Origin of the sequence: Rhizobium sp. WYCCWR10014 (assembly GCF_001657485.1) — a bacterium.
Lineage (GTDB): Bacteria > Pseudomonadota > Alphaproteobacteria > Rhizobiales > Rhizobiaceae > Rhizobium.
Genome location: NZ_LXFU01000050.1, coordinates 33,178 through 50,258, shown reverse-complemented (window position 1 = coordinate 50,258; position 17,081 = coordinate 33,178). Strand labels below are relative to the sequence as shown.

Below are 17,081 nucleotides of genomic sequence, written 5' to 3'. Positions count from 1 at the left end.
GAGGAACGTCATGACACATCGCATAAAACTCATTCTTGCGGGTGCCTCCGCGCTTTTGGCACTGGTCGCGGCTGGCCCGTCGCATGCAGACACCACGCTGTCATTCCTGATCGACAACAACCCGGACACCGTCGCGGCAGCCGAGGCACTGGTTGCCGCCTATCAGGCAAAGGCGCCTGACGTGACGATCGAAATCGAGCCGCGGGCCGGTGGCGGCGAAGGCGACAACATCGTCAAGACACGCCTGGCAACGGGGGAGATGTCCGATGTGTTTCTCTACAATTCCGGCTCGCTGCTACAGGCGCTGAAGCCGACACAGACGCTTGTCGATCTGAGCGGCCTGTCGTCGCAAGCGAAGGTCGACGAAGGTTTCAAATCGGTCGTCCGTGCCGATGGCAAGATCTATGGCGTTCCCTTCGGCACGGCGATGGCGGGCGGCATCCTCTACAACAGGAAAATCTACCAGGACCTCGGCCTCTCCGTCCCGAAGACATGGGCGGACTTCATGGCGAACAACGCTAAGGTCAAAGCATCAGGCAAGGTCGCCGTGGCGCAGACCTATCGCGATACCTGGACCTCACAGCTGTTCGTTCTGGCGGACTATTACAACCTGCACGCGGCCGTGCCGAACTTCGCCGCAGACTATACCGCCAACAAGGCAAAATATGCAGAGACGCCCGCAGCCTTGAAGGGCTTCGAACGGCTGAAGGACGTTCACGACGCCGGCCTGATGAACGAAGATTTTGGCGCGGCAAGCTACGACGATGGCTTGAGAATGGTGGCAACCGGCGAGGCAGCGCATTATCCGATGCTGAGCTTCGCGGTCGGCGCGCTTAAACAGAATTATCCAGAAAACCTCAACGATGTCGGCTTTTTCGCGCAGCCGAGCGACGACGCCGCAACCAACGGCTTGACGGTCTGGATGCCGCCAGCTCTTTACATTCCGTTGACCAGCCAGCACGCCGAGGAAGCGCGGAAATTCGTCGATTTCGCCGGAAGCGTCGAGGCCTGCAAGATCATGGTGGAAACCAATGCCGTTCAGGGGCCTTCCCTGATCGACGGCTGCGACCTGCCAGCCAGCGTACCGCCTGCGATAAAGGACATGCTCCCCTATTTCGAGGCCAAGGACAAGACGACCCCGGCGCTGGAATTCGTGTCGCCGATCAAGGGACCGGCTCTCGAGCAGATCACCGTCGAAGTCGGCTCCGGTATTCGCCAGCCGGCCGACGCGGCAAAACTTTATGACGACGACGTGCGCAAGCAGGCCAAGCAACTCGGTCTGCCCAACTGGTAGCGGTCTTTCGGGTCAGTTAGCCTCGCTCCTAAAGGGGCGAGGTTCCACCCGATCGAAGAGGTAGTCATGACAGAGACACGCCCCCGCTCGCGCAAATCGCCCTACCCGCTGTGGTTTTTCATTCCGGCCGCAATCATCTACGGCGTGCTGTTTCTGGTTCCCACGGTATCCTCTCTCTGGTTCAGCCTCACCCGCTGGGATCTGTCGACCGCCGAATTCATCGGACTCGAAAATTTTCAGCAGTTCTTTTCCGAACCATTCCTGGTCAAGGGACTGGTCAACACACTGATCTATGCCGTGACGACATCCGGCCTAAAGACGGTCTGCGGGCTGCTGCTTGCCGTGCTCCTGACGAGCAATATCTTCGCCCGCGGCTTCCTGCGCACGCTGGTCTTCTTTCCCGTCCTGGTCTCGACGATCGGCATCGGCATCACCTTCACGGTGATGATGCATCCGACCAGGGGCATTATCAATGTCACGCTCGAGACGCTCGGCGTTCCCGGCCCGGGATGGCTGACCAATCCGGCGCTGGCGCTTTTTTCGGTGGCTTTGGTCGATGTCTGGAAGGGAGTCGGCCTCGCCACCCTGATCTTCATCGCCGGGCTTGCCGCGATCAGCCCCGACTATTATGAGGCGGCGAGGATCGACGGGGCCACGCGTCTCCAGCAATTTTTCCGGATCACCCTGCCGCTCGTGCGTCCTGCCACCGTCATCGTGGTAACATTGTCGCTGATCGGCGGGCTTCGATCCTTCGATCTGATATGGGCCATGACCCGCGGCGGGCCTGGTTTCTCCTCCGATGTGATCGCCTCGGTCATCTACAAACAGTATCAGGCGGGCTTCTACGGTCTGTCGACGGCCGGAAACGTCATCCTGTTCGCGCTGATCGCCGTAATCATCCTGCCATTCACCCTGTGGTTCAACCGGCGCGAGGTCGAGGAATGAGAAGCACCCGCCCTTACGTGACCGGCGCGATAGCCCTTGCGGTGGCGGTCGTCATCTTCGTCATGCCTTTCGTTTTCGTCGCTCTCCAGGCAGTCAAATCGAAATCCGAAGCCTCTCGCCTCGATTTCGAATTGCCCGAGCATTGGCTGCTCTGGGATAATCTGATCGCCGTCTTCAAGGCGCGCGACTACCAGCTCGCGCTTGCCTATTTCAACTCCACGCTGATCACCGTCGTCTCCGTCACGATCCTGATCCTGCTGTCGGCAATGGTCGGCTATGTGATGCAGCGCCGCAAGACCGTCTGGAACAGGGTGGCTTCCATTGCCCTGTTCATGGGTCTAATGATGCCGCCGGCCGTCGTGCCCACCATCGGCCTCTTGCAAGAGATCGGTCTCTTCAAGACCATGACCGGGATGATCCTGATCCAGGTCGCCTATAATCTCTCCTTCTCGACATTGCTCTACCGGTCGTTCATTTCGACCATACCACGCGACCTCGACGAGGCGGCGCTGATCGATGGTGCCAAACCCCGACAGATTTTCTTCAGAGTGATCCTGCCGCTCTTGAAGCCGGTGACCGTCACCAACATCGTCGTCCAATCGATTGCGATCTTCAACGATTTCACCAACCCTCTCTACTATCTTCCCGGCAAGGAGAACGTGACCGTGCAGCTGACGCTCTATAATTTCCAGAGCATGTATACGAGTCAGTACAATCTGCTCTTCATGAATATCCTCCTCGTGACGATCCCGCCGCTGATCGTCTTCATCTTCTTCAACCGGCAGATCGTCGCCGGCATGACGGCCGGCGCAGTAAAAGGGTAACCGAATGGCTGAGCTCACTCTCAAGCAAGTTCGCAAGAGTTTTGGCGCCCTTGAAGTCATCAAGGGAATCGATCTGGAGGTTGCCTCCGGCGAGTTCGTCGTTTTCGTCGGCCCGTCGGGATGCGGAAAATCGACGCTGCTGCGGATCATCGCCGGCCTGGAGGAGACGACCTCAGGCTCGCTGACCATCGGCGGCAAGGACGTGACCTATGCCGAACCCTCCGAGCGTGGCATTGCCATGGTGTTCCAGAGCTACGCGCTCTACCCGCACATGACCGTGGCCGAGAATATCGGCTTCGGCCTTTCACTCGCCCGCCGCCCAAAGGCGGAAATCGCCGCCAAGGTCGCGGCGACGGCTGAAACGCTGCAGCTCACCCAACTGCTGGAGAGAAAGCCGAAAGCACTCTCCGGCGGCCAGAGGCAGCGCGTCGCCATCGGCCGCGCGATCATCCGCGATCCCAAGGTCTTCCTGTTCGACGAGCCGCTCTCCAATCTCGATGCTTCGCTCAGAGCCCAGATGCGCCTTGAGATCGCCGATCTGCACGCCCGCCTGAAATCGACGATGATCTATGTCACCCACGACCAGGTCGAAGCGATGACGATGGCGGACAAGATCGTTGTCCTGAAGGGCGGCGCGGTCGAACAGATCGGCAGCCCGATGGAACTCTACCGCAATCCCGCAACACCATTCGTCGCCGGCTTCATCGGCAGCCCGAAGATGAACCTCTATGGCGGCGAGACAGCGCGGCGATTGAACTGCACGACCTATGGCATCCGCCCTGAGCATATCAGGCTTTCGAAAAGTGTCGGGCAATGGCAGGGCAGGATCCGGCATCTCGAGCGGCTTGGCGCCGACGCGATCCTCTACCTCGACGTCCCCGAACTCGGCGAGATGGTGGTGCGCGCCGAAGGCGAGACGCCGTTTGCGCCTGGAATGACGGTCTGGGCAAATCCGGTCGAGGGAGCGGAGCATCGGTTTTGAGGGTGGAGAGGATTAGCCTTGTTGCGGTTGTTTGTTTGAGAGCGCCGCCAAGTCCTCTTTGAGCCGGACCGGGAGATCCATGCGTTCATGAAGAATGCTCATGACACCAAGATCACCGCTCTTAAGCTCCCGAAAGAACACATAGTGATGCTCGTAGCGACCGAAATAGGCAGAACGCTTGATGTCTGCCGGGACCGCCAGACGTTGCGGAAGCTGTCGCCAGATCAGCCGATCCTCGCATAAACGCTGCAAATAGGCGTGCAGCCCGAGAATATAGGCGTCCGCCTGCTTTTCTCCCCACGCCTCAACCGTATCGCGCCAAATCTTGTCCTGCGCGGCATCGGCGCGCGGATAAAATCGATAGGCCACCACCATGGTTATCGGCGCTTGTTACGGCGGAGGACGTCTTCAGCCGAAACGGCGACAAATTCGCTGTCATCGGCCCTCATCGCAGGCGCAAGCTCCTTTTGCAGCATATCCCACGCCTCATCACGCGTCTGCAAATCTCGCCGGATCAGAGCGCGGATATATTCACTGGCGTTTTCATAGAGGCCGTCATCGCCGATCTGCTGCTGGATATGATCCTGCAACTGCCCGCTGACCTTCACATGAATGCTACCCGATGCCATCGGCATATCTCTTTCGTTCCGCCCTTTATCATTGGCGGCGTAGCATATATTGTCAATATTCATCATATCTGATTTCACCCTGAGCACATCACCGGCTCAGAACCGATCGGGACGCAGGGGCGCCAGATCGACAGCCGGGGCCAGTCCCGCGACCAGTTGGGAAACGAGATAGCCGGTCAGAGCCGACAGCGTCAGACCGAGATGGCCGTGGCCGAAGGCATAGGTGACGCGGGGCAAGTGCCGGGAGCTGCCGATCACCGGAAGTGAATCCGGCATGGACGGGCGAAAACCCAGCCACTCGTCGCTGCCCTGTCCGGCTGCCGGGAGGAGCATTTTCACGCCGTCACGGATCATCGCAGTCCGCCTGGGGTTCAAAGGAGGGGCAAGGCCGCCGAGTTCGACGGTTCCGGCCGCGCGCAATCCATCTGCCATCGGCACCATGTAGAAGCCGTGTTCGGGATAGCAGACCGGGCGCGACAGCAGATGGCCCGCTTGCGGGAACAGGACATGATAACCGCGCTCGGTGTCGAGCAGGACGCGATCGCCTATCGATGCCGTAAGCTTGCGTGAATGGGCGCCGGCGGCGACGACCGCATGGTCCGCAAGGAATTCCGTATCCGCGATCCGCAGGCAGATGCCATTGTCACGCGGCTCGATCCCCGAGACTTCGCCGCGGACGATCTCCCCATTGCCGTTTATAACAGCCTGGGCGAGCGCGAAGGCGAGCTGCTTGGGACTGGAAAACACATAGGCGTCACGGAACAGCACGCCCTTGTGGTAAAGCGGCGCAAGATGAGGCTCCATGTTCTGGATATCGGCCCGCTCCAGCGGGTCCATGGCGACGCCATGACGCTCACGCAGCGCGTTTTCGGCGTCAGCCGTCCGGAATTGCGCTTCGCTCTTGTAAAGATACAGGCAGCCGTCATGCCGCTTCAGCCCTTCGGCGCCTGCCTGCATCACAAGCGGTTGCCAGGCGGTATCGGCGTGGGAAAGCAGCGCTGCCAGGGTGCCGGCGATCCGCTCGACCTCTGCTTTCGTGCTCGATGCCAGGAAGGCGCGCAGCCAAGGGACCAGGTGCGGCAGGTATCTCCAGACGATCGCAAGCGGACCAAGCGGATTGAGCAGCATTCCCGGCACACGCCAGATAACGCCTGACGTCGCGACGGGAACGACGCCGTGCGGGGCAAAGGTGCAGGCATTTCCGTAGGAACAGGCCTGCCTGTAGGATGCATCGCCCAAGGGCGGCGCCGGATCGATGATCGTGACCCGGTGCCCCATTCTTTGCAGCCAGAGGGCCGTGCAGAGGCCGACCAGTCCGGCACCGACCACGGCCAAATGCCGGCGCTCGGCGTCGGGCAAGGGCTGAAGCTCCGGCAGCGGCTTGTTCATCGGCTAGACCAGGCCTGCCAGAGCGCGGGGGCGATCGTTCAGCGTGGCGGCAATGATGCGCAGCGCCGTTGCAAGTTCGTCCCGCGACGATGCGCAGCCGACATTGACGCGGACCGCATGCTCGACCGGCTGGCGGTCACAGGCAAAGGCGGTGGCGGCCATGACGGCAACGCCATGGGCGCGCAGATTGGCGGCAAAATCCTCGCACCGCCATGGCGCCGGCAGCCTCAGCCATAAAAACATGCAGCGCGGATCGGCGGAGAAGGAATGGCCGGCAAGGATTGTCGTGACGATCGCATAGCGCGCGCGCAGCTCCGTAAGCTGGGCCTTCAGGATCGCTTCGGCCGTGCCGTCCTCCAGCCAGCGGGTCGCTAGCAGCAGCGGCAGTGGAGAGGGCATCCAGGCGGTTGTGCGGACCGCCTCGGCAGACAGCAGCGCCCGGCCGGGCGGGCACAAGAGATAGCCGACGCGCAGACCTGGCGCCAGCGCCTTGGAGAGTGCTGATATATGGTAGGTTCTGGTTGGAGCAAGCGTGATCAGCGCGTTTGCGCGGCTCCCGAGCATCGGTCCATAGACATCGTCCTCGATGATGACGAGATCGTGCTTTTCCGCGACGTCGACCAATTCCCGCCGGCGAGCCTCGCTCATGGTGACGACGGTCGGATTGTGCATCGAAGGAACCGTGAAGACCGCGCGCACGCTCTCCCGGCCGCAGATATCGTCCAGCTCCGCCGCCGACATGCCCTGATCGTCACTTCCGATGCCGATGATGCGGAAGCGGAACATCTGGGCAAGCGCGATCAGGCCATAATAGGTCAGCCGATCGCAGACGATAGTGTCACCGGGCTCTATCAGACTGCTGATCACCGCCAGCAAAGCATGCTGGGCGCCACTGGTGACGACGATATCGTCTTCGGACGGATCGAAGCCGTTGAGCGATATCCATTTTCTCGCGGCGTGGCGCGCCCAGGCAGGACCTTCCGGCGGTTGATACTCCTGCATCTGGCGGAAGCGCCGGTCCGATGAAAGGTCGGGCAGGGATTGGGCGAGGCGCTGCTGGAAATCGTCGACGGCCGGCCGGTTGACCGTCAGATCGATGATACCGGCCGGGCTCGCTGCCCGGTCAACCCGCGGCATGGCGCCGTCGCCGATGACGATCGTGCCGCGCCGGGTGCTGCCCATCACAAGGTTGAGGTTTTGCAATTCGCGGTAGGCGCGCGTGACTGTGGATACGTTGAGCGACCGCTCCCGCGCGAGGTCGCGCTGCGGTGGGAGCTGGCTGCCGGGGGGCAAGGCGCCCGAGCGGATCCTCGCCTCGAGCTCGTTTGCGAGCTCCAGATAGGCCGGTGTCCGCGTTTCCCGCTCCTGATTTGTCCGGGTCACTTCCGATCTTTCAGACATACAATTCCTGTAACAGCGGCATAAATTCCATAGGCCGGACGCGCGTATCAATCCCCGAGACGCTACGATTCAGCTTGCTTTCGTGCGACATAGCACGCTTTCCCTGTGTTTTCGAGACCCTGCCGCTGCCGCCACACAAAATTATTTGTGTGGCTTGACAAGCAGAAATAGACCGAGACAATATGACCTAGCATCGAGACAAAGAGGCAGGGACCCGGCCGATGCAAACAGGAGGACTTCATGAGTGAGCGCTTCATTGCTTTCGAGGGCGTGCGTAAATCCTATGACGGCGTCAGCTATGTCGTGCGCGGCCTGGACCTCGAGGTCGCCAAAGGCGAGTTTCTGACCCTTCTCGGCCCTTCCGGATCCGGCAAGACCACGACGCTGATGATGCTGGCCGGTTTCGAGGCGCCGACCGACGGGACGATCACTCTTGCCGACAACAGGATCGACAGTGTCCCGCCGCATCGCCGCAATATCGGTGTCGTCTTCCAGAATTACGCGCTGTTCCCGCATATGACCGTTGGCGAGAATGTCGCTTTCCCGCTGAAAATGCGCCGGCTCGGCAAGGCTGAGATCACCGAGCGGGTGCGCCGCGCCCTCGACATGGTGCGCATGGCGAGTTTCGAAACGCGGCGACCCAACCAGCTTTCCGGCGGACAACAGCAGCGCATCGCGCTCGCCCGGGCTCTCGTCTTCGAGCCGCAGCTCGTGCTTATGGACGAGCCACTCGGTGCGCTCGACAAGCAGCTTCGCGAACATATGCAGCTCGAAATCAAGCACCTGCATGCCCGCCTCGGCATCAACGTCGTCTACGTCACCCACGACCAGAGCGAGGCGCTGACCATGTCGGATCGAGTCGGCGTGTTCAATGACGGCATCCTTCAGCAGATCGCGCCACCGCATGCGCTCTACGAGACGCCGGCAAACCCCTTCGTCGCAACCTTTATCGGTGAGAACAATGCGATATCAGGCGAAGTCGTCGCGATCGAAAATGCGGTCTGCCGAATTCGCGCGCCCGATGGTTCGATCATTACCGGCCATGCCGGAGAAGGATTGAAGGAAGGCGCGCGGGCAACGCTGGTGTTGCGGCCCGAGCGGATTCAGCTGGCGCCCGCCACCGAGATTCCCAACCGGTTCACCGCGACGCTCAAGGAAATCATCTATCACGGCGACCACGTCAGGTTGCGCGTCTCGGCCTGCGGCTGTCACGACATCTTCATCAAAGTTGCCGCGGCTCAGGACATTCCGGTTCAATCGCTAGGCTCCACTGCCGTCATCGGCTGGGCACCGGAGGATTGCCGCGCGCTCGCGCTCTCCTGACCGGACATTCATTCTTTCGCAAACGCAGCTACAAAAAAGGGGAACCACCATGATGCGTTTACACTGCATGCTTCTCAGTTCCGTCATAACTCTTGCCGTCGCAGGAACCGCATTTGCCGAGGATACGCTGACCGTCACATCCTGGGGCGGCGCCTATACGAAGAGCCAGGAGGAGGCCTTTCTCAAGCCCTTCGCCAAGGAAACCGGCACCAAGATTCTCCAGGATGAATGGGACGGCTCGACCGCCAAGCTGAAGGGCATGGTCGAAACCGGCCAGGTGACCTGGGATGTCGTCGATGTCGAACCCAGCCATGCGCTGCAAGGCTGCGACGAAGGTTGGCTTGAAACGATCGACTACTCGAAGCTCGGCGGCAAGGACGCCTTCATCGACGGCGCTGCGATGGATTGCGCCGTCGCGACGATCGTCTTCGGCACCATCTATGCCTATGATGCCGCCAAGTTCCCGAATGGCGGGCCAACGACCATGGCCGATCTGTTCGATACGGCCAAGTTCCCCGGGCCGCGCGCCTTGCGCAAGTCGCCGAAGACCACGCTGGAATTCGCGCTGATTGCCGACGGCGTCAAACCCGCCGAGGTCTACGACGTGCTCGGGACGCCGGAGGGCGTCGACCGCGCCTTCAAGAAGCTCGACACGATCAAGAAGGATGTGAAGGTCTGGTGGACGGCAGGCGCACAGCCGCCGCAGCTTCTCGCTGACGGCGAAGTCGTGATGACCACGGCATGGAACGGCCGCATCTACGATGCCGTCAAGAACAGCGGCAAGAACTTCAAGATCGTCTGGGACGGCCAGGGAATGGACTTCAATCTCTGGGCCGAGCCGAAAGGCTCGAAGAACAAGGAACTGGCGGACAAATTCGTCGCCTTCACCGTCAATCCCGACGTGATGGCGCAGCAGTCCAAATACATCTCCTATGGCCCGACCATGAAAGCGGCCATCGCCAAGGTTCCGGCGGATATTCTCGTCGATCTGCCGACCGCGCCGGAGAACACGAAGACCGCCTTTGTCGTCTCCTCCGAGTTCTGGGCAGACCATGATGAGGAGTTGACCGAACGCTTCAACAAGTGGCTCGCACAGTAACCTCTTCGGTCGGACGAGTGTCCCCCTGGCTTCGTCCGCCCCTTTCTCTACCGCAGGAAGGCATGAGCGATGGTGATCGCGACAATGAATGAAGGCGACGGCTCGATGATTGCCGCACGCACGCGGGTGAAAAGTCTCGGCAGTGCGAAAAGCAAGGCGCAGCTGAGAGCGCTGCTGCTGGTCGCGCCTCTGCTGATCTTCCTGCTGCTCGTCTTCGTCCTGCCCATTGCCCTGTTGTTGACACGCGCGGTCGACAACCGGGCGGCTTCTGCCGCCCTGCCCTACACGATGTCGGCCCTTTCCGGCTGGGATGAAAAATCCCCGCCCGACGAAGCACTGTTTGCTGCCTTTGCCACCGATCTGAAACAATCGCCGCGCGACCAGATCGCCGAGGTGGCCAAGCGTCTCAACTATTACGAGACGGGCATGCGCTCCATGCTCTTGAAAACCGCGCGCACGATCCGCGACGCGAAGCCGCCCTACAAGGCCGCCTTCGTTGCCATCGATCCCAAGTGGGAGACCCCGCACTACTGGACGCTCATCAAGAATGCGTCACCGCCCTTCACCGACTATTACCTGCTCGCCTCGCTCGACTTGGAGCGCGACGCCTCAGGCGCCATCGGCAGGGTCTCGGCGGAGAATGCGGTGCATGTCGATGTCCTGATCCGCACATTCGTCGTCAGCGCTTCAGTGACCGTGATCTGCCTGTTCCTCGGCTATCCCCTCGCTGCCCTGATCGCCCGGTCGAAAGGCGCGGTTGCCAATACGCTGCTGATCCTGGTGCTCCTGCCGTTCTGGACCTCGCTTCTGGTCCGCACCAGCGCCTGGGTCGTCCTGCTGCAGGGACGCGGTGTGATCAACTCGGCGCTCATCTGGTTGGGCCTGGTCGATCCCGCGCATCCCCTCGACCTGATCTACAATCGCGTCGGCGTGCTGATTGCCATGACCCATATTCTGCTGCCCTTCATGGTGCTGCCGATCTACAGCGTCATGAAGAGCATACCCCCGGTCTATCTGCGTGCTGCCTCGTCGCTTGGCGCGCCGCCGGTATCGGCCTTCTTGCGCATATACCTGCCAATGAGCATGCCTGGCGTCAGCGCCGGCGGGCTGCTCGTCTTCATCCTGGCGCTTGGCTATTACATCACGCCGGCTTTGGTCGGCGGGCCGGGAGACCAGATGGTGAGCTATTTCATCGCCTATTACTCCAATCAGGTCACGAACTGGGGCATGGCGGCGGCTTTGAGCACGATCCTGCTGGTGGCGGTGCTGATCCTCTACGCCGTCTACAATCGCATCGTCGGTATCGACCGGCTGAGGATAGGCTGATGACGAACTTCCTTTCTTTCCCGCGGCTGTTTTCGATCCTTCTGTGGCTGGTGGGTGGCCTCGTGATCCTCTTTCTGATCGCGCCGATCGTGGCGATCGTGCCGCTCTCCTTCAATGCCGAGCCGTTCTTCACCTATCCCATGCCCGGCCTGTCGCTCCGGTGGTATCGCGAATTCTTCGATTCCAACGTCTGGCAGCTGGCGCTGAAAAACAGCATCGTCGTCGCCGTCTTCTCCACGCTTCTTTCGACCTTCCTCGGCACGCTTGCCGCGATCGGCCTCAGCCGGCCCTCCTGCCCGGCGCGTGCAACGCTGACCGCCATTCTGATTTCACCGATGATCGTGCCGGTCATCGTTTCGGCGGTCGGCATCTATTATGCCTTCGCCGCCGTCGGGCTGCTCAACAGCCTGACCGGGCTGGTGCTGGCGCATACGGCGATCGGCGCCCCCTTCGTGGTGATCACCGTGACCGCGACGCTCGCAAGCTTCGATCACAATCTGATGCGGGCGGCATCCAGTCTCGGCGCAGCTCCGGTCGAAGCGACGTTGCGCATCATGCTGCCCGTCATTGCGCCGGGTGTGGCGTCCGGCGCGCTCTTCGCCTTCGTGACGTCCTTCGACGAAGTGGTGATCGCACTCTTCATCGCCGGCTCCGAGGAGCGCACGCTGCCGCGCCAGATGTGGAGCGGCGTGCGCGAAACGCTGAGCCCGACGATCGCCGCCGTCGCCACGCTCCTCATCCTGTTTTCGACGCTGTTCCTCGCCACGATCCAATGGCTACAGCGACGCGCCGAACGTCAGAAGATTGCGCATAGGGATTGATTGAAGGGGGTTTAAACATGCAGATCGAACGCTACGAAACCGGAAAAAGGATGAGCCAGGCCGTGACCTATGGCGGCTTTGTCTTTCTCGCGGGTCAGGTCGCAATCGACGCACCGGGCGCATCCGTCCGCGAACAGACGACCAACATCCTGGCGCGGATCACTGGGCTTCTGGAAGACGCAGGCAGCGATCCGACACGGATTCTCAGCGCTTCGATCTGGCTTGCTGATATGTCCAGGTTCGAAGACATGAATGCCGTCTGGGACGCCTGGGTACCTTCAGGCCATGCGCCGGCGCGCGCCACGGTTGAAGCAAGGCTCGCCGGACCGGAATTCACTGTCGAGATCGGCATGATCGCAGCGGTCGGGAGCTGACGGTCCGCGCCTGTCGTCATCTTGCCAGCGCGGGTATGATAAAGACTGACGCTTTCAAAATTGGCAACAAACGGACACAAAATCCACTAAACTTTAACCTGTGATTGATAATAGGTCACGGACACGTTAAGGGGCTATCCCATGTCCGAGACATCCAGAGCGCGAGCCTTTTTGATAGGCCTAACCGGATGTGCCTATGCGATTGTTCCGATACTGGCTTGGCTCGTTGGCCTGTCGGTGGATCCAAGAGGCTTCACGCAGCTAAGCACGGTCGCCCTGATTTTTCTCTTGGGCTTCGGCCTCCTGTGCCATTGGCGCGGAATCCCGTCACTGCTCTGCATTGTTGAGTGCACTGGCATGGGCCTATTGCTCACAAGCCCGCTTGTCGTGTCTACCTACGTTGCTTTTGCCCTGAAGCTGCCCCTGCAGGATCAACAGCTTCTCCAACTGGATCGCCTTCTTGGCATCGACTGGTTGAGTTTGATTTCCTTTTTCGACGCGCATCCGCTGCCCGCAAAGTCACTGATGCTGGCATATCAAACATTCCACTATCAGCTTTTATTCCTTCCAGTGGTGCTAAGCCTGTGCGGTCATCGCTCTCGCGCGTATCAGGTGGTGGGGACATATGGCCTCATTTGCGTCATCGCGAGTATCATCACCATTTGGTATCCAGCGCTCGGAACCTACACAGATTTTTCCCTCCGCCCCGGCGATCTCAAAAACATCAATGGCATACTCGGCGTCGAATACGTGCCACAAATTGTAGCCGTCAGAAATGACCCAAATTTTGTCCTCCAATTGGAGCATGCAAGCGGCATCATCTCGTTTCCGTCGGTCCATGCGGCGGTAGCTGTGTTGTGCAGTTGGGGCGCATGGACAATACGATGGATACGATTTCCGATGATTTTCTTAAATGCGCTAATGCTGCTGGCCGCCATCACCGAAGGCGGACACTATGTCGTCGATTTGGTTGCTGGAATCGGTGTTGCGGGTTTCAGCATAGCATCGGTGCTGTATATTTCGCGTAGCGGCAGCGTTCAATTCTATCGCAGCCAATTTCAGGGAAACGCGCAACAGATCTAATGGTCGTGTATTTTTCTCCTCTATCGCAGTGAGGTGAGATGACAACACGGCGGAGCTGCTTTTCGCAGTTCGCACGACAGACGAAGGATACCGATCAGATCCGGCGGTTGCTGGCTCTTGGGGCGATCTTGTGACGACGGTTCGCGTTCGGATGCGGCCCGAACCAGCAGCGGGACGCTGCTGATCGTGCAAGACCGGGTATGGCGCTTGACGCGCGGCCCCGTTGTAAAGCGCAAGCATCGACCAGATCAGGCAATGCCGCCGAGGCATACATATTTAAGTTCGGTATATTCGTCCAATCCGTGCCGCGACCCTTCGCGGCCGAGACCCGACATTTTCACACCGCCGAACGGAGCCTCAGCCGTCGAGACGAGACCGGTATTGACGCCGACCATCCCATATTCGAGCGCTTCGGCGACGCGAAATACCCGCGACAGATCGCGGGCGTAAAAATACGAAGCAAGCCCGAACTCGGTGTCATTTGCCTGTTCGATGACGTCCTCTTCGTCGCGAAAGCGAAACAGCGGTGCAAGCGGCCCGAAGGTTTCCTCGCGAGCGACCTGCATGCCGGCAGCGACATCGCGCAGGACCGTCGGCTCGAAGAAATGGCCGCCAAGCGCGTGGCGCTTGCCGCCTGAAACGATCACGGCACCCTTTGCAACGGCATCGCGGATATGGCTTTCGACCTTGGCGACGGCATTGTCGTCGATCAGCGGGCCAAGCACGACGTCACGGTCGAGACCGTTGCCGACCTTCAAGCCCGAAACCGCCGCGGCGAGCTTGGCGGCAAACGCCTCGTAGACGCCGTCCTGGACATAAAGCCGATTGGCGCAGACGCAGGTCTGGCCATTGTTGCGGAACTTGGCGATGAGCGCACCTTCGACGGCAGCGTCGAGATCGGCGTCATCGAAGACGATGAAGGGTGCATTGCCCCCAAGTTCGAGACCGAGCTTTTTGATCGTCGGCGCGCATTGCCGGTAAAGCAGCTCGCCCGTCCGGGTGGAGCCGGTGAATGTCAGGACCCGAACGTCACGGCTTGCCGTCAGCGCCCCGCCAATTGCCGCTGCGTCACCCGTGACGATGTTGAGAAGCCCCGGCGGCAGGCCGGCGCGCTCAGCGAGAACGGCGATCGCGATGGCGGAGAATGGCGTCTGCAGCGCCGGCTTGAGAACGACGGCACAGCCGGCGGCAAGCGCGGGGCCGATCTTGCGGGTGATCATCGCGTTCGGAAAATTCCAGGGCGTGATCGCCGCCACCACGCCTACCGGCTGGCGCAGGACGAGGATCCGCTTGTCCGGCTGATGCCCCGGTACGACCTCGCCGTTGATGCGTCTCGCCTCTTCGGCGAACCATTCGATGAAGCTCGCACCATAGGTGATCTCCCCTTTGGCCTCGGCCAGGGGTTTTCCCTGCTCCAGCGTCAGGATCATCGCCAGATCGTCGCGGTTTTCGATCATCAGCCGGTGCCATGCCTTCAGAACGGCGGCGCGCTCCCCGGCGGTCTTCTTCGCCCAAAGCTTCTGGGCGGTGACCGCGGCGCGGATCGCATCTTCCGTTTCCGCGGCGCCGAGGTCAGGGACCACTCCCAGCGGCTCGCCTGTCGCCGGATTGCGGACCGTCGCCGCCTTGCGGCCTTCCGCTTCGATCCAGCGATCGGCGATGGGGCATGCCTGACGGAACAGCGAGGGATCATTGAGCTTCATATGACAACTTTCAACAGAATACGTGAGCGGCACCGGGATCGAAATTCAGATGGACTATATCGCCACGGCTGAGCCCCGCGATAGCCTCGTGACCAAACGGTAGGCGAACCGCCAGTGCCTCGCCCGTCGCCGTCTCGGTCGAGACGTGAATATTGTTGCCGAGGAAGGTAATGTCGCTGACCGTTGCGGCAAGACCCGCTCCTGCTGCCTGGTTTCGCGACAACCGAATACGTTCCGGCCTTAGCATCAGGGCCGCCCTCGTCCCGGAGGTTCCTTTTCCATGCACCGGAATATGATTGAAGACGCTCCCGCCGCCAAGCGAAATGGTGGCCTGCCCATCGGAGGATGACAGCAGGTCGCATGAAATGAAGTCGCTGTCGCCGATGAACTCGGCAACGAAGCGGGTCCGCGGATTGGCGTAGAGTTCCGGCCCCGTGCCGATCTGATCGATGACGCCCTTGGAAAAGACGGCGATGCGGTCGGAGAGCCGCAGCGCCTCCTCCTGGTCGTGCGTGACATAGAGGATCGTCACTTCGGTCTGCTGGTGGATCCGGCGTATCTCATGCTGGATTTCCTCACGCAGCTTCTTGTCGAGCGCCGATAGCGGCTCGTCCATCAGAAGCACCGGCGGATCATAGGCAAGGGCTCTGGCAAGGGCGACGCGCTGCTGCTGGCCGCCGGACATTTGTGCGGGCTTGCGATCCTCGAAGCCTTCGAGCCTGACGAGACGCAGCATCTCCTTCACCTTGCTATCGACCTCGGCTTTGGACTTGCGCCGGACCTTCAGCGGGAATGCGATGTTTTCGCCCACCGTCAGGTGCGGAAACAGGGTGTAGCGCTGGAACACCATGCCGATGTTGCGCTTGTGCGACGGCGTGGCGAGCAGGGTCTTGCCCTCCAGCGTGATGTCGCCTTTCGTCGGAGTTTCAAAACCGGCCAGGATGTAGAGGGTGGTGCTTTTCCCTGATCCGGACGGTCCGAGAAAGGTCAGGAACTCCCCACGCCGAACGTCGAGATTGACGTCGTGGACGGCGACGACAGGGCCGTATTCCTTTCGTATTCCGCGGATCTGAAGGAATGGTTCTTTCATTGTTTCAGTACCTTACGCACGACGGCAACCAGCGCCATCAAGATGATCGTCAAAAGGATGAGAAGGGTCGACGCCGCAGCGACGACCGGCGTCAGATCTTGCCGCAGCGTCGCCCATACTTTTACCGGCAGCGTCTGCAGGGTCGGGCTGGACATGAAGATCGCCACCACCACCTCGTCCCAGGATGTCAGGAACGAGAAGACGGCAGCCGAAAACAGCCCATGGCTGATCGCAGGCAGGGTGACCCTGATCTTTGCTTCCAGAGGCGAGGCCCCGCACAGAACCGCCGCATCCTCGATCGACTTGTCGAAGCCCTCCAGCGCACTTGAGATGGAGAGGATCGAGAAGGGCAGCGCGAGAACGAGGTGCGAAATGACGAAGCCTACCAACGTGCCGCCAAGGCCGATCCTCAGGAAGAAGGCATAGAGGGCGACCGCAAGGACCACCACGGGAAGGATCATCGGCGTCAGGAACAGCGCTTTCAGCGCATCGCGGAACAGGAACGAACCGCGCACCAGCCCGAACGAGGTCACGAGCCCGAGCAGCACCGACAGGATCGTCACGATGACCGCGATCTTGAAGCTCGTCCAGGCCGATTCCAGCCAGCGCGGATCGGCAAAGAGCTCGCTGTACCACTGAAGCGTCCAGCCGGGCGGCGGAAAGATCAGCCACTGCGAGGAGCCGAAGGACAGCGCGGCGATAAAAACGATCGGCAGCAGCAGAAAGGCTGCAGTCAGAACCGTTATCGTCAGCAGGATGTATTTCCACCAGCCGAGGCGGTCGAAGTTGAGCAACATG

Annotated in this window: 17 protein-coding genes; 10 read left to right on the top strand and 7 right to left on the bottom strand. The window is 60.7% G+C overall.

The window, feature by feature from the left end; translation table 11 throughout:
* Nucleotides 1-10 precede the first annotated feature (10 nt).
* From A6U98_RS28920 to A6U98_RS28905, 4 genes are all read left to right on the top strand, one after another.
* Nucleotides 11-1,294, top strand: coding sequence for an extracellular solute-binding protein (locus A6U98_RS28920; RefSeq protein WP_064654369.1), 1,284 nt, complete (start codon nucleotides 11-13; stop codon nucleotides 1,292-1,294).
* Nucleotides 1,295-1,360: 66 nt separating this feature from the next.
* Nucleotides 1,361-2,239, top strand: coding sequence for a sugar ABC transporter permease (locus A6U98_RS28915; RefSeq protein ID WP_064654368.1), 879 nt, complete (start codon nucleotides 1,361-1,363; stop codon nucleotides 2,237-2,239).
* Nucleotides 2,236-3,063, top strand: a complete 828-nt coding sequence (locus A6U98_RS28910) for a carbohydrate ABC transporter permease (protein WP_064654367.1) — start codon at nucleotides 2,236-2,238, stop codon at nucleotides 3,061-3,063. The genes A6U98_RS28915 and A6U98_RS28910 overlap by 4 nt, the downstream gene beginning before the upstream one ends.
* 4 nt (nucleotides 3,064-3,067) lie before the next feature.
* The gene (locus A6U98_RS28905) at nucleotides 3,068-4,045 is read left to right on the top strand and encodes an ATP-binding cassette domain-containing protein (RefSeq protein WP_064654366.1); all 978 of its coding nucleotides are present in this window, start codon (nucleotides 3,068-3,070) and stop codon (nucleotides 4,043-4,045) included.
* 12 nt (nucleotides 4,046-4,057) lie between these two features.
* Here the strand turns inward: A6U98_RS28905 and A6U98_RS28900 are convergent, their stop codons facing one another.
* The 4 genes from A6U98_RS28900 to A6U98_RS28885 all read right to left on the bottom strand — a co-directional run bounded on the left by A6U98_RS28900 (nucleotide 4,058) and on the right by A6U98_RS28885 (nucleotide 7,464).
* Entirely contained in the window at nucleotides 4,058-4,417 is a 360-nt protein-coding gene (locus A6U98_RS28900; RefSeq protein WP_064654561.1) for a type II toxin-antitoxin system RelE/ParE family toxin, read from the bottom strand.
* Nucleotides 4,418-4,422: 5 nt separating this feature from the next.
* A complete protein-coding gene (locus A6U98_RS28895) occupies nucleotides 4,423-4,674 on the bottom strand; it encodes a hypothetical protein (protein ID WP_064654559.1) in 252 nt (83 codons plus the stop codon).
* Between the two features lie 96 nt (nucleotides 4,675-4,770).
* Entirely contained in the window at nucleotides 4,771-6,063 is a 1,293-nt protein-coding gene (locus A6U98_RS28890; protein WP_064654365.1) for an FAD-binding oxidoreductase, read from the bottom strand.
* 3 nt (nucleotides 6,064-6,066) lie between these two features.
* Entirely contained in the window at nucleotides 6,067-7,464 is a 1,398-nt protein-coding gene (locus A6U98_RS28885) for a PLP-dependent aminotransferase family protein (RefSeq protein WP_064654364.1), read from the bottom strand.
* A 240-nt stretch (nucleotides 7,465-7,704) separates the two neighbouring features.
* On the opposite strand from A6U98_RS28885, the gene A6U98_RS28880 reads away from it, so the two are divergent.
* The 6 genes from A6U98_RS28880 to A6U98_RS28855 all read left to right on the top strand — a co-directional run bounded on the left by A6U98_RS28880 (nucleotide 7,705) and on the right by A6U98_RS28855 (nucleotide 13,490).
* Nucleotides 7,705-8,787 carry an ABC transporter ATP-binding protein gene (locus A6U98_RS28880; RefSeq protein ID WP_064654363.1) on the top strand — a complete coding sequence of 361 codons (1,083 nt, stop codon included), beginning with the start codon at nucleotides 7,705-7,707 and terminating at the stop codon, nucleotides 8,785-8,787.
* 49 nt (nucleotides 8,788-8,836) lie between these two features.
* The gene (locus A6U98_RS28875; protein WP_064654362.1) at nucleotides 8,837-9,886 is read left to right on the top strand and encodes an ABC transporter substrate-binding protein; all 1,050 of its coding nucleotides are present in this window, start codon (nucleotides 8,837-8,839) and stop codon (nucleotides 9,884-9,886) included.
* A 69-nt stretch (nucleotides 9,887-9,955) separates the two neighbouring features.
* Complete coding sequence (locus tag A6U98_RS28870; protein WP_064654361.1) at nucleotides 9,956-11,212, top strand: ABC transporter permease; 1,257 nt, start codon at nucleotides 9,956-9,958, stop codon at nucleotides 11,210-11,212.
* Nucleotides 11,212-12,033, top strand: a complete 822-nt coding sequence (locus A6U98_RS28865) for an ABC transporter permease (protein ID WP_064654360.1) — start codon at nucleotides 11,212-11,214, stop codon at nucleotides 12,031-12,033. The genes A6U98_RS28870 and A6U98_RS28865 overlap by 1 nt, the downstream gene beginning before the upstream one ends.
* Before the next feature lie 17 nt (nucleotides 12,034-12,050).
* Entirely contained in the window at nucleotides 12,051-12,407 is a 357-nt protein-coding gene (locus tag A6U98_RS28860; RefSeq protein WP_064654359.1) for a RidA family protein, read from the top strand.
* A 141-nt stretch (nucleotides 12,408-12,548) separates the two neighbouring features.
* Entirely contained in the window at nucleotides 12,549-13,490 is a 942-nt protein-coding gene (locus A6U98_RS28855; protein WP_064654358.1) for a phosphatase PAP2 family protein, read from the top strand.
* Between the two features lie 248 nt (nucleotides 13,491-13,738).
* Here the strand turns inward: A6U98_RS28855 and A6U98_RS28850 are convergent, their stop codons facing one another.
* Genes A6U98_RS28850 through A6U98_RS28840 form a run of 3 tightly spaced genes read right to left on the bottom strand, consistent with a single transcriptional unit; the run spans nucleotide 13,739 to nucleotide 17,080 of the window.
* Nucleotides 13,739-15,193 carry an NAD-dependent succinate-semialdehyde dehydrogenase gene (locus tag A6U98_RS28850; RefSeq protein ID WP_064654357.1) on the bottom strand — a complete coding sequence of 485 codons (1,455 nt, stop codon included), beginning with the start codon at nucleotides 15,191-15,193 and terminating at the stop codon, nucleotides 13,739-13,741.
* 10 nt (nucleotides 15,194-15,203) lie between these two features.
* On the bottom strand, nucleotides 15,204-16,283 hold the full coding sequence (locus A6U98_RS28845) for an ABC transporter ATP-binding protein (protein WP_011654284.1): 1,080 nt from the start codon (nucleotides 16,281-16,283) through the stop codon (nucleotides 15,204-15,206).
* The gene (locus tag A6U98_RS28840; RefSeq protein WP_064654356.1) at nucleotides 16,280-17,080 is read right to left on the bottom strand and encodes an ABC transporter permease; all 801 of its coding nucleotides are present in this window, start codon (nucleotides 17,078-17,080) and stop codon (nucleotides 16,280-16,282) included. The genes A6U98_RS28845 and A6U98_RS28840 overlap by 4 nt, the downstream gene beginning before the upstream one ends.
* Nucleotide 17,081: the final 1 nt, after the last annotated feature.

Coding starts and splice junctions, on each gene's coding strand:
- A6U98_RS28915 (WP_064654368.1), top strand. CDS start 1,361: ATGACAGAGACACGCCCCCGCTCGCGCAAATCGCCCTACCCGCTGTGG.
- A6U98_RS28890 (WP_064654365.1), bottom strand. CDS start 6,063: ATGAACAAGCCGCTGCCGGAGCTTCAGCCCTTGCCCGACGCCGAGCGC.
- A6U98_RS28865 (WP_064654360.1), top strand. CDS start 11,212: ATGACGAACTTCCTTTCTTTCCCGCGGCTGTTTTCGATCCTTCTGTGG.
- A6U98_RS28910 (WP_064654367.1), top strand. CDS start 2,236: ATGAGAAGCACCCGCCCTTACGTGACCGGCGCGATAGCCCTTGCGGTG.
- A6U98_RS28920 (WP_064654369.1), top strand. CDS start 11: ATGACACATCGCATAAAACTCATTCTTGCGGGTGCCTCCGCGCTTTTG.
- A6U98_RS28880 (WP_064654363.1), top strand. CDS start 7,705: ATGAGTGAGCGCTTCATTGCTTTCGAGGGCGTGCGTAAATCCTATGAC.
- A6U98_RS28885 (WP_064654364.1), bottom strand. CDS start 7,464: ATGTCTGAAAGATCGGAAGTGACCCGGACAAATCAGGAGCGGGAAACG.
- A6U98_RS28870 (WP_064654361.1), top strand. CDS start 9,956: ATGGTGATCGCGACAATGAATGAAGGCGACGGCTCGATGATTGCCGCA.
- A6U98_RS28855 (WP_064654358.1), top strand. CDS start 12,549: ATGTCCGAGACATCCAGAGCGCGAGCCTTTTTGATAGGCCTAACCGGA.
- A6U98_RS28905 (WP_064654366.1), top strand. CDS start 3,068: ATGGCTGAGCTCACTCTCAAGCAAGTTCGCAAGAGTTTTGGCGCCCTT.
- A6U98_RS28875 (WP_064654362.1), top strand. CDS start 8,837: ATGATGCGTTTACACTGCATGCTTCTCAGTTCCGTCATAACTCTTGCC.
- A6U98_RS28845 (WP_011654284.1), bottom strand. CDS start 16,283: ATGAAAGAACCATTCCTTCAGATCCGCGGAATACGAAAGGAATACGGC.
- A6U98_RS28895 (WP_064654559.1), bottom strand. CDS start 4,674: ATGGCATCGGGTAGCATTCATGTGAAGGTCAGCGGGCAGTTGCAGGAT.
- A6U98_RS28860 (WP_064654359.1), top strand. CDS start 12,051: ATGCAGATCGAACGCTACGAAACCGGAAAAAGGATGAGCCAGGCCGTG.
- A6U98_RS28850 (WP_064654357.1), bottom strand. CDS start 15,193: ATGAAGCTCAATGATCCCTCGCTGTTCCGTCAGGCATGCCCCATCGCC.
- A6U98_RS28840 (WP_064654356.1), bottom strand. CDS start 17,080: ATGTTGCTCAACTTCGACCGCCTCGGCTGGTGGAAATACATCCTGCTG.